The organism is Myxococcus sp. MISCRS1, from assembly GCF_026626605.1.
Classification (GTDB): Bacteria; Myxococcota; Myxococcia; order Myxococcales; family Myxococcaceae; genus Myxococcus; species Myxococcus fulvus.
Genome location: NZ_JAPNKB010000001.1, coordinates 8,126,028 through 8,140,808, shown reverse-complemented (window position 1 = coordinate 8,140,808; position 14,781 = coordinate 8,126,028). Strand labels below are relative to the sequence as shown.

At 71.0% G+C, this 14,781-nt stretch carries 14 protein-coding genes; 5 read left to right on the top strand and 9 right to left on the bottom strand.

What is annotated here, in order from left to right; all coding sequences use genetic code 11:
- Positions 1 to 32: 32 nt before the first annotated feature.
- The gene (locus tag OWM54_RS32590; RefSeq protein ID WP_267699994.1) at positions 33 to 941 is read right to left on the bottom strand and encodes a LysR family transcriptional regulator; all 909 of its coding nucleotides are present in this window, start codon (positions 939 to 941) and stop codon (positions 33 to 35) included.
- Positions 942 to 1,126: 185 nt separating this feature from the next.
- On the opposite strand from OWM54_RS32590, the gene OWM54_RS32585 reads away from it, so the two are divergent.
- Positions 1,127 to 1,690 (top strand): nuclear transport factor 2 family protein, encoded by a 564-nt coding sequence (locus OWM54_RS32585; protein ID WP_267699993.1) that lies wholly within the window; start codon positions 1,127 to 1,129, stop codon positions 1,688 to 1,690.
- Positions 1,691 to 1,742: 52 nt separating this feature from the next.
- On the opposite strand, the gene OWM54_RS32580 is transcribed toward OWM54_RS32585, so the two are convergent.
- Positions 1,743 to 2,144, bottom strand: a complete 402-nt coding sequence (locus tag OWM54_RS32580; RefSeq protein ID WP_223745304.1) for a GFA family protein — start codon at positions 2,142 to 2,144, stop codon at positions 1,743 to 1,745.
- Positions 2,145 to 2,499: 355 nt separating this feature from the next.
- Between OWM54_RS32580 and OWM54_RS32575 the strand changes: the two genes are divergently transcribed.
- The gene (locus OWM54_RS32575; protein WP_046715388.1) at positions 2,500 to 3,126 is read left to right on the top strand and encodes a LysE family translocator; all 627 of its coding nucleotides are present in this window, start codon (positions 2,500 to 2,502) and stop codon (positions 3,124 to 3,126) included.
- Positions 3,127 to 3,175: 49 nt separating this feature from the next.
- Here OWM54_RS32575 and OWM54_RS32570 read toward each other — a convergent pair whose 3' ends face one another.
- From OWM54_RS32570 to OWM54_RS32550, 5 genes are all read right to left on the bottom strand, one after another.
- A complete protein-coding gene (locus tag OWM54_RS32570; protein ID WP_267699992.1) occupies positions 3,176 to 4,144 on the bottom strand; it encodes a hypothetical protein in 969 nt (322 codons plus the stop codon).
- Between the two features lie 37 nt (positions 4,145 to 4,181).
- On the bottom strand, positions 4,182 to 5,747 hold the full coding sequence (locus tag OWM54_RS32565) for a hypothetical protein (protein WP_267699991.1): 1,566 nt from the start codon (positions 5,745 to 5,747) through the stop codon (positions 4,182 to 4,184).
- A 37-nt stretch (positions 5,748 to 5,784) separates the two neighbouring features.
- Positions 5,785 to 7,104 (bottom strand): DUF418 domain-containing protein, encoded by a 1,320-nt coding sequence (locus tag OWM54_RS32560; protein ID WP_267699990.1) that lies wholly within the window; start codon positions 7,102 to 7,104, stop codon positions 5,785 to 5,787.
- 80 nt (positions 7,105 to 7,184) lie between these two features.
- Positions 7,185 to 7,634, bottom strand: coding sequence for an ATP-dependent DNA helicase (locus OWM54_RS32555; protein ID WP_267699989.1), 450 nt, complete (start codon positions 7,632 to 7,634; stop codon positions 7,185 to 7,187).
- Between the two features lie 534 nt (positions 7,635 to 8,168).
- Positions 8,169 to 8,357, bottom strand: coding sequence for a hypothetical protein (locus tag OWM54_RS32550; protein ID WP_141332274.1), 189 nt, complete (start codon positions 8,355 to 8,357; stop codon positions 8,169 to 8,171).
- A gap of 97 nt (positions 8,358 to 8,454) precedes the next feature.
- On the opposite strand from OWM54_RS32550, the gene OWM54_RS32545 reads away from it, so the two are divergent.
- The 3 genes from OWM54_RS32545 to OWM54_RS32535 are packed head-to-tail and all read left to right on the top strand — an operon-like array spanning position 8,455 to position 12,813.
- Complete coding sequence (locus OWM54_RS32545) at positions 8,455 to 8,838, top strand: hypothetical protein (protein ID WP_223745299.1); 384 nt, start codon at positions 8,455 to 8,457, stop codon at positions 8,836 to 8,838.
- Between the two features lie 58 nt (positions 8,839 to 8,896).
- On the top strand, positions 8,897 to 12,454 hold the full coding sequence (locus OWM54_RS32540) for a VIT domain-containing protein (RefSeq protein ID WP_267699988.1): 3,558 nt from the start codon (positions 8,897 to 8,899) through the stop codon (positions 12,452 to 12,454).
- A gap of 23 nt (positions 12,455 to 12,477) precedes the next feature.
- The gene (locus OWM54_RS32535; RefSeq protein WP_223745297.1) at positions 12,478 to 12,813 is read left to right on the top strand and encodes a hypothetical protein; all 336 of its coding nucleotides are present in this window, start codon (positions 12,478 to 12,480) and stop codon (positions 12,811 to 12,813) included.
- Between the two features lie 16 nt (positions 12,814 to 12,829).
- Here the strand turns inward: OWM54_RS32535 and OWM54_RS32530 are convergent, their stop codons facing one another.
- Both OWM54_RS32530 and OWM54_RS32525 read right to left on the bottom strand, forming a co-directional pair.
- Complete coding sequence (locus OWM54_RS32530; RefSeq protein ID WP_267699987.1) at positions 12,830 to 13,744, bottom strand: hypothetical protein; 915 nt, start codon at positions 13,742 to 13,744, stop codon at positions 12,830 to 12,832.
- 97 nt (positions 13,745 to 13,841) lie between these two features.
- Complete coding sequence (locus OWM54_RS32525) at positions 13,842 to 14,723, bottom strand: neutral zinc metallopeptidase (RefSeq protein WP_267699986.1); 882 nt, start codon at positions 14,721 to 14,723, stop codon at positions 13,842 to 13,844.
- Positions 14,724 to 14,781 lie beyond the last annotated feature (58 nt).

The following is a 14,781-nucleotide window of genomic DNA, read 5'->3' as shown; positions in this document are numbered from 1 at the left end:
CGTGATTTCAGTGGGTTGTCTCAAGACATGTTTCAGCGGCGGCGGATCACCCGGCCCCGAGGGCCAGGGTGGTGGGCGCGCAGGGCGTCCACGAAGGCGCTCAGCGCCGGCTCCCGCTCCCCTGCCCGGGTCGCCACCGCCCAGTCCAGCCAGAGGCCCCGAGGGCCGACGCGCACGGCGTGCAGCCCGCCCTCGGCGAGCCACGGCGTCACGGCCCACCGGGGCAGCACGGTGACGCCCAGGTTGGCGCGGACCATCTCCAGTGCCACGCCCCCCGTCATGGGGATGAGCGTCGCCTTGCGTGGCGAGAGGTTGCCCGCCTTCGCGAGCGCCCGGCCCAGCGGCGTGTGCGCCGCGAGCGCGCCCTCATCGACCCAGACGTGCTCCTCCGCGAGGGCCCGGACCTCCACCTCCTTGCGACGCGAGGTGGCCCACGCATGCTCCCCGCCCACCACGGCGACCAGCTCGTCCCGGAAGAGCGGCTCCACCTGGATGCGGGGACCAGGCCGGGCCTCACCGGCCACGAGCGCGACGTCGAGCCTGCGCGACAGCAACCACTCGGTGGGCGCCTCCCCCGCCTCGGCGACGATGGTGACCTCCAGCCCGGGCCAGTCCCGGGAGAAGCCGCGCAGGAGCTCCGGCAGCCAACGGTAGGACTGCAGACACGCGGTCGCCACCCGGAGCGTGCCGCTGGCGCCGCTCAACAGCTCCCGCGTCTCCGCCTCGGCCCGGGTGAGTTCGCTCAGCACCGAGCGCGCGGCCTCGGTGAGACGCCTGCCCGCGGAGGTCGGCTCCAGCCGTCGCCACTGACGATGGAACAGCGGGCCCCCGAGCCGGTCCTCCAGCTCCCGCAGTTGCTGGCTCAACGCGGAGGCAGACAGGTGGAGCTTGCGCGCGGCGGCGTTGAGGCTGCCCAGCTCCTCGAGCGCGGCGAGCAACATGAGGTGACGTGTCTCCACGAGCGGGCTCGGCATCGATTCAGCCTGCCTTAACACTGCCTCCGGAACAACGCGTTCGACTGAATTGAAGCCAGCTCACATCTTCGCGTGACGGAACACCCCGCCGCGAGGTCCGGGTCTGGCTCGCGCGCCGGGAGGAACACCGACCCGAAGGATGGATGGACACCATGAATCGTCACCTGCGCACGTCACTCGCGGCGCTCCTCGTCACCCTGCTCGGCTGCGCGGGCTCGACGACGGGCGGCCCCTTGGCTTCCCGGTCCACGTCTCCGAGCACATCGAACGTCGAGGCGTATCCCGTCGAGCACCTCGCGGTGCGCTCGCTCATCGAGCGCTTCGCGGACGCGGCCAACCATCAGGACTGGCAGACCATGGAGTCGCTCTTCACCGAGGACGCGGTCTGGGAGGTGAAGGCCGCGCCGCCGATGGGCTGGACGTTCGAGGGACGCAACGCCATCCGAGAGGGCATGACGGGCAACACCGCGCGCGTCGAGCTGCGCGTCATGAGCGTCACGCCCATCGTCGTCCACGTGCAGGGCCCCGAGCGGGCCACCGCGCGCTCCACCCTGGACGAGGTCCTCCGCGTCAGACAGACGGGCAAGGACCTGCGGGTGGTGGGCACCTACTCCGACCAATTCGTGAAGCAGGACGGCCAGTGGCGCTTCGCCCGGAGGACCTTCGAGTTCCGCTACGAGGAGGAGCTCGGCACCCCCACGGGAGGTGCGCGCTGAGCGCCGCGTCGACACCACGCGTGGTGCTGGGAGGCTGAGCGACGGGCTCGGCTCAGAGGTGGCGGACCTCGGTGGGGGGCTTCGTGAAGTCGTCGTCGCGTCCGTTGACGTAGGTGATGGGCGAGCGCATCAGCTCGTCCACGTCCACGTCGTCCAGGCAGTTGACCTTGATGGTGTAGTACTTGCCCAGCTCCGTGTCGTCGCCCCAGCCGAACGCGTGCACGCCGCAGTGCTTGCAGAACAGGTGATGGAGCTGCCTGGTGCGGGACTGGTACTCGGTGAGCGCGGACTCACCGGCCAGGAGCCGGAAGTCCTCGGGGCCGATGACGGATTGCCACAGCCGCGCCTTGGTGCAGATGGAGCAGTTGCACTTGTAGGTGCCCTGGCTCAGGTCGACATCCGCTTCGTACCGGACCGCTCCACAGTGACAGCCGCCGACGTACGTCTTCTTCACGAGTGACGCTCCTCATGGCCCCAGCCACGAGCCCCTCCCTCCCGAGAGCCCCGCCGCCAGCCCCCTCTCGTGGGGGCTTTTCCGTTCCGGCGAAGCAGAGCACGAGACGGCGCCCGGGCCACGGCCGGATTTCGCCCGACCGCGCCCTCCTCCACGAGGGCGACATCCGGGACGTCGTCACGCCAACGACCCGCCGCGCGAGCGTCGCATACCGTCGACGAGGCCCGGGGCGGCACGTCCGACATCCGACGGAGGACCGGGCGCCCGAGCGCTCGTCATGCGCGCCCACCCCACCACGTCCGTGCCCCGGCACGGACAGTCCGGAGCTACTCTCCGGCCGCGCGCACCCGACCTCATGGACCTCACGCTCTGGGCCACCTTCACGCTGACGATGGCGCTCTTCGCCATCACTCCGGGACCCGCCGTCTTGCTGGTGGTCTCGCAAGCGATGTCGCGGGGCTTCCGGGCGGGGATGAGCGCGACGCTGGGCATCCAGGCCGGCAACGCCGTGTACTTCCTCGTCTCCGTGGCGGGCCTGGGCGCCGCGCTGGCCACCTCGCGAATCGCCTTCAACGCCATCCGCTACGCGGGCGCCGCCTACCTCGTCTATCTGGGCGTGAGCACGCTGTGGGCCGCGAAGCAGAGCCTCACGCTGGCCGAGCGCCCCAAGCCGCCCCTGTGGCAGGGCGCCTTCGTGCAGGGCTTCGCCAAGCAGCTCGCCAACCCCAAGTCCATCCTGTTCTTCGGCTCGCTGCTGCCGCAGTTCGTCCAGCCGGGCCCTCACGCGGGGCTGCAGTTCACCGTGTACGGCGTCTCCTGCATCGTGGTGGAGGTGCCGGTGCTGGCCGGGTACGCCTGGCTGGGCGTCGCCGGAGGCCGCGTCTCCAGCTCACCGCGCGCCCAGGTCTGGCGGGAGCGGCTGTCGGGCCTGGCGCTCATCGGCATCGGCGTGGTGCTCATCACGATGCGTCCGCCGGCCTGAGGCCCACGCACGGCGCCCTCGGCCCCGGGGCGCCGTGCCGGACGTCCTCTCAGGGCGACGGCGTCGACTCGGCGGGCGCGTCCGCGGGCGGCTCCTTCAGCGCCTCCAGCTCCCGCGCGGTGGCCGCGCGCGTCTTGGGCTTGCCCTTCTCCAGGCTGATGAGGGTGGCCTTGTTGCCCAGGACGCAGGCCAGGGTCTCCCCCAGCGCGGGGGCCTTCTTCACCGCGTCGCAGCGGCCCACGTAGGCCACCTGACGGCGCGCGGGCTCGATGCCGAACGCCACCGCGAAGAACTTCCCCGGGGTACCAGCGAAGGGGCCTCCGGACACGAGCGTCACCCAGGTGTCCTCCAGGAGCTCCGGCGTGTAGAGCACGTCGTAGCTCTCCGGCTTGCACTCGCGCTGGGTGCTCCCGGCCTTGCAGCGCTGCGCGCCCCGAATCTTCTCGAAGAGGCCGTTGTCCACCCGCGCGGTGAACATGGGCGCGGGCAGCTCGTAGCGCACGGGCCCGGCCTTCTCCAGGCCCGCGCAGGTGCGCTTGCCATCCGTCGCGGAGACTCGCAGCGTCAGCGGCATCTGCTGCGTGCCCGTGGACGAGGTGAGGATGAACGCGGTGCCCGTCTGCGCCAGGGACTCGGGGACGGTGACGGAAAAGGCCCCGATGAAGTCCGAGGGCCCCTCGTCCGAGTCGGTGAGCAGCAGGTGCAGCGAGCCGCCCACGCCCACCGGGAGCCAGGCCCCCGAGCGCGTCTCCTCCAGGAAGAGGCTGTTCCACAGGAGGACGCTGGCGTCCTCCTGCTTCGGGCCGATGACGACGGGCGAGGCGCCCTCCACGTCGACCGCCATCGCGGTCAGCTCCGGGTCCGCCGAGGAGCCTTCGTCCCACGCGGAGCCGCTGGCGTTGGTCGACTCGACCTTCGCCGCCAGCGGGGACACGAACAGCTCCTTGCACGCCCGATAGTCCTGCGCCCACGCCTGCGTGGAGACACAGAGCCCCAGCAACAGCCACCCTCGCATCATGCTTCCTCTCACTCCAGCCTGGGCGTCAGCGCCTCGGCTATAGCCCCAACGCGTATACCTTGTTCCGGTCCACCACGTAGACACGGTCCTTCACGATGACCGGGTCCCGCAGCGCGCCGCCGTCCGACGTGCCCACCAGCGACAGCTTGGTGGCGCTCCACAAGGTCGACAACGTGGAGACGGCGACGACATGCAGCCCGGTGCGCGAGGTGATGACCAGCGTGGGGATGCTCACGCCCGAGTCGTCCTTCGTCCCCGACGCCGCCGCGATGCTCGTGCTGCGCCTGCCCGCGAAGGGCGTGGTGGAAAAATCCAGCAGGTCTCGCCCGTAGAACGGGACGACGACGTCATACACCCCCGTCAGCGTGGTCGTCAGGGGCGTGCCGCCGGAGAGCGCGTCGAAGGAGTACAGGACGGTGCCCAGGTTGGAGCCGGAGGTCTCCTGCGCCGCGAAGATGGCCCGTCCGGCCACGAGCACCGGCGCCTGGAAGCCGGTGAGGTGCGAGGCGGGGAGCGGCGCGGAGCGGAAGAGGCTGGCGCCGTTGTAGCCCGCGTTGCGGATGTTGAACGTCACGGTGCCGGTGGCCGGGTCCCGCTCCAGCAGATAGATGCGATTGCCCGACACGCTGATGTGGCTGGCGGGCTCCAGCGCCACGCGGGGCCAGCGCGCCGTGCCCGTGGCGACATCCCAGCCATACAGGCCCGTGGCGAAGGGACGGGGCTCGGTGGCGGAGCAGTTGGTGGAGCACTGGAAGTTGTAGAGGGCGGCCAGGTAGATGAAGCCGCCGTCCGCGGCGATGGAGCCCAGGCGGTCCTCGGCCGTGTCCCACTGGTGCTGCGGGAAGACGCGCGTGCCGCCGTAGTAGCCGTAGGTGTTCAGCTCCAGGAGCAGGTTGCCGCGCTTGTCGAAGGAGCGCAGGCCCAGCTTGGGGCCGTGGTAGTGGAGCTGGTTGTAGACCCACAGGCGCGTGCCGTCCGACAGCGACTGGCCCCAGCTGTCGTTGGGTGCCTGCTCGTACTCGGCATAGGGGATGGTGCCTCCGGAGTAGTAGTTGGCGCCGAACTGCTGGCTCCAGGTCCGGATGCCGTCGTCGTTGCGGACGATGCCCTCCTTCGCCTCGTAGACACCGCCGCCCACGTTCTTCTCGTAGGTGAACATCGTCGGCCAGTGGCCCCGGTTGTCATTGAGCTGGCGGTCCACGCTCCACACGTTGGCGCCGGTGTCCACGGCGAGCCTGTCCAGCGCGGGGCTGCCGCCGGAGCCGACGTAGTTGGGATTGGAGTTCCACGTCAGGTAGACGCCGCCGGTGTTCGCCACGACGCGCTCGACGCCCTGCACCGTGCGCCCCACGCCGGCGGTCGGCGCGTACTCCCAGAGCTTGCGCAAGGGATGCCACGCGCAGCCGTCGGAGGTGGAGGAGCGGCGGGCATCATGCCCCAGCGTCGTCCAGGCGTTGGTTCCCGTGCACGGTGGCACCACGGCGGAGGTGACGACTCCCGCTGTCTCGGCTGGCGGGGGCGGGGCCTCCGTCCCCGGGCCTCCACAAGCGACGAGCCCCACGGCGGACCCCATCAGCACCACGCTTCGTGTCTTCAGCGTCATGGCACGACCTCCCCGTTTGTGGGCCCACGCTAGCGGTTCACGACACCGCTGTCCCCACCTCCCCCTTGCCCGCTTGCAGCCGGAAGGGCTGGGCACGGCCATACGTGAGCGAGCGCCACAGCCACTCCACCGGTCCGAAGCGGAAGCGCGAGAGCCACAGGTGGCTGAGGACAATCTGGAGCGCGAAGATGCCGAGCGACAGGAAGATGACGCGTGACGGCGGCAGCTTCGTGATGAGCCCCAATCCCCAGCCGTTGTAGATGAAGACACTGACGACCGACTGCATCAGGTAGTTCGTGAGCGCCATGCGGCCCACGGGCATCAGCACGGCGAAGACGCGCTGGACCCAGCCACGCCGGGACAGGAGCGCGAAGATGGCGACGTAGGCCGCGCCCAGGAAGAGGCAGCCGAGATCCTGCACCTGGTTGAGCAGGATCGACGTGTCACGGCTCATCTGGTCCATCAACCCCAGCGAGCGCAGCCGCCAGAGCACCAGCCCCAGGCCGTTGCCGATGACGCCGAGGAAGAGCCCCCAGAACAACAGGCGGTGGTGCACGGGCCGGTTGCCCTCGATGTCCTGGAGCAGCAAGAGCCGCCCCGCCAGCAGCCCGAAGAGGAAGCGGCCCAGCGCGAAGCTCATCCAGACGAGGCGGTTGGGTTGAAGGAAGGTCTCCACGTTGAAGCGCATGCCGCCGAGCATCGCCGTCCAGAGCGAGTCACTCGAGTACGCCTCCAGCAGGCGCGTGCGCGCCGCCAGCTCCGCCGCGCGCGTGGCCGTCGCCGCGGCCTTCGCGGCCTCCGCGCCGTGGAGCCATATCGGGATGTGGTGTGAGAGCAACTGGACGGTGCTGGGTATCACCGCCATGCACAGCACGGCCCAGATGAGCACCGTCCTGTTGGAGGCGTTGCGGAACAACAGGAGCAGGAAGCCCACCAGCGCGTAGGTGTGCAGGATGTCGCCCACCCAGATGACGTACTGATGGAACAGACCCAGGCCCAGGAGCACCAGCAGGCGCCGGGCATAGAGCCGGGTGATGGAGTCGCCCCGCTTCTCCGCGCGGGACATCTGGATGCTGAAGCCCAGGCCGAAGAGGAACGAGAACAGCGTCACGAACTTCTGGTTCACGAAGAACAGGTAGAGGTTGTTGATGACGGTCTCGAAGAGCGGCGCCGTCAGCGCTCGCGCCTCCTGGGGCGGCATCAACACCCGACCACTGAACCAGGCCGCGCTGTTGGAGACGAACACACCGCAGAGGGCAAAGCCTCGCAGGGCATCCAACAGCGTGACGCGCTCACCGACGTCCACCGGGCGAGCCTCGACGGAGGGCGGCGAGGAAACGACAACGGGCTCGGACATCGCTCAAGCAGATGCCCGAGCCCGTTCGTCGTCAACCGGGACTTGCTACGTGAGCACCATCCAGCTCGACCCGAGGTCGACTACCCCCGGCGCGGCGAGTTCGACGCGCACCAGCCATACCCGCGGCGCTCGCACTCGACGCGCTCCCGACGCTCACGCTCCAGCCGGGCCAGACGCTCACGCTCCTGACGCTCGCGCTCCAGTCGGGCCTGGCGCTCACGCTCCAACCGCGCCTGCCGTTCGCGCTCGACGCGGGCCTGACGCTCACGCTCCAACCGCGCCTGACGCTCACGCTCCAACCGCGCCTGACGCTCACGCTCCAACCGCGCCTGACGCTCACGCTCCTCACGCTCACGCTCCAGTCGGGCCTGACGCTCACGGTCCGCGCGCGAGACGTTGCGCTGCCCCTCCGCCCACTCCGTCACCTTCTGCGTCGCGACGGGGGAGGCACCATGAACCGACTGCGCGAGGACGGGAGAACCCATCGTGAGGGAGCACACCACCAGGACTCGCATCAGCTTGCTGTTCATGACGACCTCCTTCGCAGCGGGTTGCGCCGCGCTCTGTACCTTCTGACGCGCCTCCCTCGGGTCTATTCAGGTTCCGTCCCCCGCACCGGGCAGGGCACACACGGAGTCCAGGCGCCACTCGGGACGGCATGGGAAACAACGCCACGCTGCGTCCTGGCGGCGGCCTCGCATACATCCACCTCCTCACGGTGAGGGACGACGCGAGAGGCATCGCCCTCATCGCCGCACATCTCGCACGGAGGCGTCGGAGGACCACCGGGTCGCCAGCCGTCTGTCCTCCTCGTGCGAGGAGCCCGCCGAGGTGCTTCGGTGCACCTTCGCGCCCGGCGCGCGCAGGAGCCTGAGCACCTCCGCAACCTCGCGTGGCTGGCAGTCGGCCCTCGTTGCGCGATGACCGCGCCGAGGTGCTTCAGCCTCAACTCCTCATGCCCCCCGCACGAAACCGCCGGAGTCTCGGCGACCTCGTGCCGCGAAGACACAGGACAGACGCCTGACGCCAAGCCTCACCGGGCCTATCGTGCAGGCAATGGCTGCTCAGCCCTCCGCGCAGCCGGGCGTCTTGTCCGGGTCCGGGAAGGGATGCTCCCGGTGGGGTGCCTCGTCATCATCACCTTCCGCCACCCCGGGCGTGTGCCCGGGCACCTCCTCCTCGTAGCCCGTCTCCCGCGCCGTCCTGCCCTCCGAGGGGTCGCCCGCGCGTTGGCGCTCATCGATGTCCGGCATCACGTCCTCCTGGGTCGTCCTCGCGAAAAAGATAGGCAGTGCCGCGCATGAAGACGGCGCGCCGGGCGATGATGCGCGGCACAGCGGAGGCGGCGGCATGGGCACACACCTGGGAAGCACCTTGCGACAGTGGAAGGACCACGCCTCGCGGCTCGTCCAGAACACCGTCTCCCTGGCGGCGACGGTGTACGTCACCCTCCGGCCCGACCGCGCGGGGAGCGAGCGGGCCCAGCAGAACGCCGAGCGGCTCATCGCCGCGTGTCGCGAGTTCGAGGCGCGACGTGGCCGGCTCCCCGAGGCGCTGTCCGAGCTCGTCCCCGACCTGCTGCCCGAGCTGCCCCGGGCGAAGTTCGACGGCCCGCACTTCGGCTTCACCTATGACGTGACGCAGCAGCGCCACGTGCTCGGCTGGACGGACCGGCTTCCCTTCGGCCGCCCCTACTACGTCTTCGAGGAGGACCGCTGGGGGTATCTCGACTGACACCCGTCCGGAGGGCGTCCTCCACGCGTGACACGGTGTTGGGCTAACGTCCCCCGACATGCGCGTCTCGCGACTGTCGGCCGCCGCCCTGTTGCTGTGCCTCGCCATGGTGGGTTGTGAGCGCAAGGCCTCCACGGCCCCGCCCTCGGCCCCCCAGCCCGCGACGACTCCCGACAGCTTCGCCAAGGCGGGCCTCACCGCGCCCGCGACGGTGCCCGGTGTCATCGAGCCGGGTGAGGTGGACGTCGCGGAGCTTCGCGACGCCCTGGCCAACCCCACGCTCCTCGACGACGAGGCGATGGAGCGCCTGCTGAACCACCTGCGGGCCGAGAGTGGCTTGCCTCCAGACACCACCGGAGAGCTGCTCGAAGGAGCGCCCGGAGGCGCGCCGCCCAGGCCACAGGCGCTCCGAGCGGCCATCCCACCTCCCGCCGCCGCACCCGCGCCCCGAGAGGCCCAGGAAGCTCTCTCCCTCGAGAGGCGAACAGCGGACGCCGTGGCCCGTCAGGCCGTCATCCGGTCGCGTGAAGCCATGCAGGTCATCCGCGGGAGCAGCGGTGGCGGTGGCGAGCTCACGCAGGAGCCTTCCAAGAAGGAGCGGGCCGACGGCGCTCCACCGCCCACGAACCTGCCCACGCCCGTGTTGCCCAAGGTGGACGCGGCGCCTCGCGCGGCCAAGGTCCTGGTGCGTGACGAGTCCGGCCGCTACCAGCCGCTGAAGACCCGCGCGATTCGCGTCGTCACGTACATCCAGGGCGCCCGCGCGCGCACGGTGGTGGACCACCTCTTCGAGAACGACACGCCCCACGCGCTCGAAGGCACCTTCTACTATCCGCTGCCCGGAGGCGCGTCCGTCGCGGGCTTCGCGCTCTACTCGGGCGCCGTCGCGGTGAACGCCCCTTCCCTCTTCCAGTCCTCGGACCTGCTGCCCGCGCTGGGCGACGGCACCGCCGACCTGGAGCGCCTCACCGCCGCCGCGCCTCCCAGTCCGAAGGGCGCGAAGCGCTCATGGGGCGAGGTGCAGGAGGCCCGCGTCGTCGAGCAGAAGCGCGCCCGCGAGGTCTACGAGGACATCGTCCGCGACAACGTCGACCCCGCGCTGCTCGAGTGGGCGGGCGCCTCCACGTTCAGCGCGCGCGTCTTCCCGCTGCCGCCCCGCTCGCTCAAGCGCGTGGTCATCGCCTACGAGCAGACGCTCATCCACGACGGCCAGCACCTGCGCTACACGTGGCCCCTCCCCGTCGGCGCGGGCAAGGACGTGCAGGTGTCCGCGCGCGTCCACGTGGACCCGACGCAGGTGCGGCAGGAGCTCGTTGCTCCCGACGCCAAGGGCAGCGCTCGAATGCTCGGCGCGTGGCGGGTGCATGACTGGCCCCAGCTGAAGGGTGACGGAGCGCTGTCCGTCGCGCTCGCGCCGAAGGACGCCGACGCGGACGTGCTCGTGGGCAAGGACGACGCGGGCCTTCCCGGCCAGGCCTTCCATGCCCGCGTCCGTCTGCCCGCGAAGCTGACGTCGACGGCCGAGGGCCCGCCCACCGGGCGCGCCGTCCTGGTGGTGGACACCTCCCTCTCCACCGAGGACGGGAACGCCTGGGCGCTCCAGGCCGCCACCCTGCGCGCGCTCCTGGAGAAGGACACCACGCTGAAGGAGTACGCGGTGCTCCTCTTCGACGTGCGCCCCCGCTGGCTGCACGGCACGGGCTGGAGGACGAACGACGCCGCCCGCCGTCGGGAGACGTTCTCCGAGCTGGAGCGCGTGTACCTGGAGGGTGCGTCGCACGTGGACGGGATGCTGGCGGAGCTGGACCGTGCCGGCGCTGACTGGCTCAAGCCCGCCCAGCCCGGCACGCGCGTGACGGCCCTCCTGCTGTCGGACGGCAACGTCACGTGGGGCCCGAGCACCGTCGAGTCGCTCATCTCCCGGCACACCAGCGCCGAGTCGCTGCGGTGGGTGACGTACCGCTTCGGTGAGGCCGCGGTGAACACGGAGCTGTTCGACGCGCTCGCCCGGGCCAGCGGAGGCCGGGGCGTGTCGGTGCTCTCCGGAGCCCAGGTGGATGCCGCGGCGACGGCGCACCGGGCCAGCCCCGTCGTGCTCTCCCGCGTGGAGGTGAAGGGCGCGCCGGTGAAGGACCTGGTCATCGCGGGCCGCCCGCACCTGGTGTTCCCGGGCCAGGAGCTGCTCGTGGCCGGGCGGCTGACGGAGCCCGGGGCCGCGGCGCTCGTGGTGTCCACCCGCGCGGGCGAGGAGGAGAAGACGCTCGAGGTGCCCCTGCCTCGCGACACGAACAGCGCGTTCGCGCCTCGCGCCTGGGCGGACCTCTTCGTCGCCCGACTCGTCGCGCTGGACGACGTGCGGCTGGACCGGATGGTGGTGGCGCTCAGCCAGCACTACCACCTGGCCAACGCGCGCGCGTCCATGCTCGTGCTCGAGACGGCGGCCGACTACACGCGCTTCGCCCTGAGCGACGAGCGCGTGGAGCTGACCGACCTGGAGCTCCTGCGCAAGCGCGAGCAGGACCAGCGCCGGGATGCGCTCGTGGGGCTGGACCTGGACGCCGTCCCCAAGTCGGGGCGCGCCGTGGTGGACGCCCTGACGCGGCAGCGCGCGGCCCTCGCGCCCACCCATCCGCGCCAGCCCTTGCGCGACGAGCCCTACGCGGGCGGCGAGGCCCGCCTCACCGCGGAGCTCACGTACCGCAAGGCGCGTCGGGAGAACCGGGACGATGTGACGCTGTACGAAGGCATCGCCCGGGAGCGCGCCTTCGCGGGTGACACCGGAGGCGCCGTTCGGGCCCTCTCGTCCCCCGTGGAGCTGCGCCCCAAGGACCCGGAGGCGCTGCGACTGGTGGGCTACGGCCTGCTCGCCCTGGGCCAGTACGCCGCGGCGACGGAGCTGTTCGAGCACCTGCGGCTCAGCCGCACCTTCGAGGGACAGGCCTACCTGGAAGAGGCGCTCGCGCTGGACGCCGCCGGCCGCTACGCCGAGGCCGCGCGCAACTACGAAATCCTGCTCGCCCGCCCCTTCCCGCGGCACCCCGGTGAGCTGAGCCTGGTCGCGACGTACCACTACGGCCGGATGCTCTCCGCGCTGGCGCGACACCCGCGCGCGGAGCCCATCGTCCAGGAGCTGCGCGCGCGCCTCGCCGAGCTTGGGAGCCCCGGGACGTCGGGCATGTACAGCGACGCCTTCTCCCGCGCGCCCATCGGCTATCAGCTCACCACCCACTGGAACTCGGACCAGACGGACATCGACCTGTGGGTCATCGAGCCCGACGGCGAGCGCTGCTACTACCAGCACAAGCAGACGCGGCTCGGAGGCCAGCTCTACTGGGACATCACCGATGGACTGGGGCCGGAGCTGTACCACGCGCGCAAGCTGGTGCCGGGGCCCTATCATGTCGTGGTCCACTTCTACGGACACCGCGCGCCCAAGCTCGCCGTGCCCACGGCCGTGCTGCTGGTGAGCGACAGGAACGTGTTCTCCGTCGACGAGCCGACGCAGCGCCGCTTCCAGCTGCGCATCCTCCCGAAGAAGGATGCGAAGCTGCTGCTGCGCCGCGAGGAGTTCATCTCCCGGAAGACGGCGACCATCGCCACCCAGCCCCCACCCTGACGTCTCCCCCCGTGAGGTCCGGCATGAGTCACCATCGCAAACCCCGAGGCCCCATCGGTCGCGTCGGAGGCCTGCGCCGCGTCGAGGGCGCCGACGCCATCCTCCGCGTCCGCGCCCTCGAGCGCGTCTCGGGGCCCCAGCGCGTCGAAGCCAACGACGTGGCCCGACGCTCCTTCGCCGAGGCGCTGGATCGCGCCTCGCGCGGGCTGCACAGCCCGGAGCCCCTGCCCACCGTGCACCGCCCTCCGCCTCCCCCCGCGCGACGCACGCGCGAGGAGGACGAGCCGATGACACCTCCGGAGCCTCCTCCGGAGAGCTTCATGGGAATCCTGTGGTGGAAGATGCGGGGCCACCGCTAGCGACCCGCCGTCCCCGTCAGAAGGTGAAGCCGCCGCCGAAGTAGGGGCCGTGCATCCTGTCCACGTGGGCCACGCCGTCCACAGTCCCCAGGTCATCCAGGTACAGGCCGCGCCAGCCGCCGCGCAGCATCAGGCTGCCCAGGTGCAGGGCCAGGCCCACCGTGGCGTCGACCTGGAGGAACGGCAGCGGCGTCAGCTGCGCGCGCGCCTCGAGGTCCAGCGGGGAGAACAGACATGCCTCGAAGGACAGCGCCACGCTCGGGCCCGCCAGGGTGATGTCCGGGGCGTGGGCCGTGCTCAGGCCGCCCTCCGCGCGCAAGCGGAGCGCGTCGTGCACCACGAAGGCATACGTCAGGTGCGCCGACACGAGCATGAGGTCGTCCTCGCCCGGCGTACCGTCATCCGTGGGCTGCTTCAGCCACATCATGCGGGTCTCCACCCCGAAGCGCTGGCCTTCCAGCCCCGCGAGCAGGTCCACCCCGCGCACGTCGTCGAGCATCACCAGTCGCTGCGCGCTCAGCCGGAAGGACAGCGGCACCGCGTGCCGTCGCCCCGCCAGGAGGGGCTGGGACGTCTCCGGGTCGAGCCGCTCCGACAGGTGCGTCCCCGTGTTGGCGATGGTCCGGGCGGCGCCCTGGAACAGCCCGCTGAGCAGGCTCGCCACGATGCCGCCCGATTCGTCGTCTCCTTCGTCCGAGCAACAGTCATCGTCGGTGAACGCGTCGCGCGAGCGGGGCTTCTTCCCGTCGTCATCGTCGTCCTCGGTGCCGATGGCCGAGGCCTCGTGCGTGTCCGGGTCCGCGCTCGAGTCGTGCGTGCTCGACTTCGAGTCGCTCGGGGTGTTTTTCTTGCCGAAGCGCGCCTCGGCGACGGGCGCCCAGACGAGCCCCGCAAGCACCCCCAGACACCACAACGTCTTGATTGGGAACACGCCCGCTCCCGCGTCGATGGACGCGGACCGGCCACCGCGCGGAGGGCATTCAACCGCGAGCCGGGGTCTGATTGTCAATCAGCCCCGTGGCGGCGCTTCAGCGACGACGGCGTGGAACGGATTGGGCCCCGAAGGTGTCACACGCCTCCAGGGTGCCCTGCGTCAGGCCCCGCTTGAACCACTCGACGCGCTGCGCGGACGAGCCGTGGGTGAACGACTCGGGGACGACGTGCCCCTGGGCGCGGCGCTGGAGCGTGTCGTCGCCGATGGCGGACGCGGCGCCCAGGCCCTCCTCCACGTCACCCGCCTCCAGAATCTGGCGCTCGCGCTGGGCATGGTGCGCCCAGATGCCGGCGAAGCAGTCCGCCTGGAGCTCCTGGAGCACCGACAGCGCGTTGCCATCCTCCGGCGACGCGTGCTGCCGCGCGGCCTGCACCTGACGGGAGATGCCCAGCAGGTTCTGCACGTGGTGCCCCACCTCGTGCGCCACCACGTAGGCCTGCGCGAAGTCGCCGGGCGCGCCGAAGCGGCGGTCCAGCTCGTCGAAGAAGTCCAGGTCCAGGTACACGCGCTGGTCCGGCGGACAGTAGAAGGGCCCCACCGCGCTCTGCTGGAACCCGCAGGCCGAGCGCACCGCGCCGGTGAAGAGCACCAGGCGCGGGTCCACGTACTCGACGCCGTGGGGCTCCAGGAGGCCGGGCCAGGTGTCCTCCGTGTCCGCCAGGATGACGGAGACGAAGTCCTTGAGCTCGGCCTGCAGCGGGTCATCGGGTACGCCCGAGCCGCCCGTGCCGTAGTCGCTGGACGGCCCGCGTCCACCGCTCGGCGTGGTGACGACCGAGGGGTCTCCCCCGAGCAGCATCACCAGCAGCGCCACCACCAGCGACGCCGCCCCGCCGCCCACCGCGAGCGGGCGTCCCAACCCCGCCCCCCGCCGGTCCTCCACATTGGAGCTGCGACGTCCTCCCTGCCACCGCATGCCTGCCCCCTCGCGGATGTCTTCATGTCCAGGCAAGGTAGTCAGCGTCGGAGCGGGA

Excerpts from the sequence above, each read along its gene's own strand:
- OWM54_RS32560 (WP_267699990.1), bottom strand. The coding sequence starts at position 7,104 with ATGTCCGAGCCCGTTGTCGTTTCCTCGCCGCCCTCCGTCGAGGCTCGC.
- OWM54_RS32575 (WP_046715388.1), top strand. The coding sequence starts at position 2,500 with ATGGACCTCACGCTCTGGGCCACCTTCACGCTGACGATGGCGCTCTTC.
- OWM54_RS32525 (WP_267699986.1), bottom strand. The coding sequence starts at position 14,723 with ATGCGGTGGCAGGGAGGACGTCGCAGCTCCAATGTGGAGGACCGGCGG.
- OWM54_RS32545 (WP_223745299.1), top strand. The coding sequence starts at position 8,455 with ATGGGCACACACCTGGGAAGCACCTTGCGACAGTGGAAGGACCACGCC.
- OWM54_RS32555 (WP_267699989.1), bottom strand. The coding sequence starts at position 7,634 with ATGAACAGCAAGCTGATGCGAGTCCTGGTGGTGTGCTCCCTCACGATG.
- OWM54_RS32535 (WP_223745297.1), top strand. The coding sequence starts at position 12,478 with ATGAGTCACCATCGCAAACCCCGAGGCCCCATCGGTCGCGTCGGAGGC.
- OWM54_RS32570 (WP_267699992.1), bottom strand. The coding sequence starts at position 4,144 with ATGATGCGAGGGTGGCTGTTGCTGGGGCTCTGTGTCTCCACGCAGGCG.
- OWM54_RS32540 (WP_267699988.1), top strand. The coding sequence starts at position 8,897 with ATGCGCGTCTCGCGACTGTCGGCCGCCGCCCTGTTGCTGTGCCTCGCC.
- OWM54_RS32565 (WP_267699991.1), bottom strand. The coding sequence starts at position 5,747 with ATGACGCTGAAGACACGAAGCGTGGTGCTGATGGGGTCCGCCGTGGGG.
- OWM54_RS32590 (WP_267699994.1), bottom strand. The coding sequence starts at position 941 with ATGTTGCTCGCCGCGCTCGAGGAGCTGGGCAGCCTCAACGCCGCCGCG.
- OWM54_RS32585 (WP_267699993.1), top strand. The coding sequence starts at position 1,127 with ATGAATCGTCACCTGCGCACGTCACTCGCGGCGCTCCTCGTCACCCTG.
- OWM54_RS32550 (WP_141332274.1), bottom strand. The coding sequence starts at position 8,357 with ATGCCGGACATCGATGAGCGCCAACGCGCGGGCGACCCCTCGGAGGGC.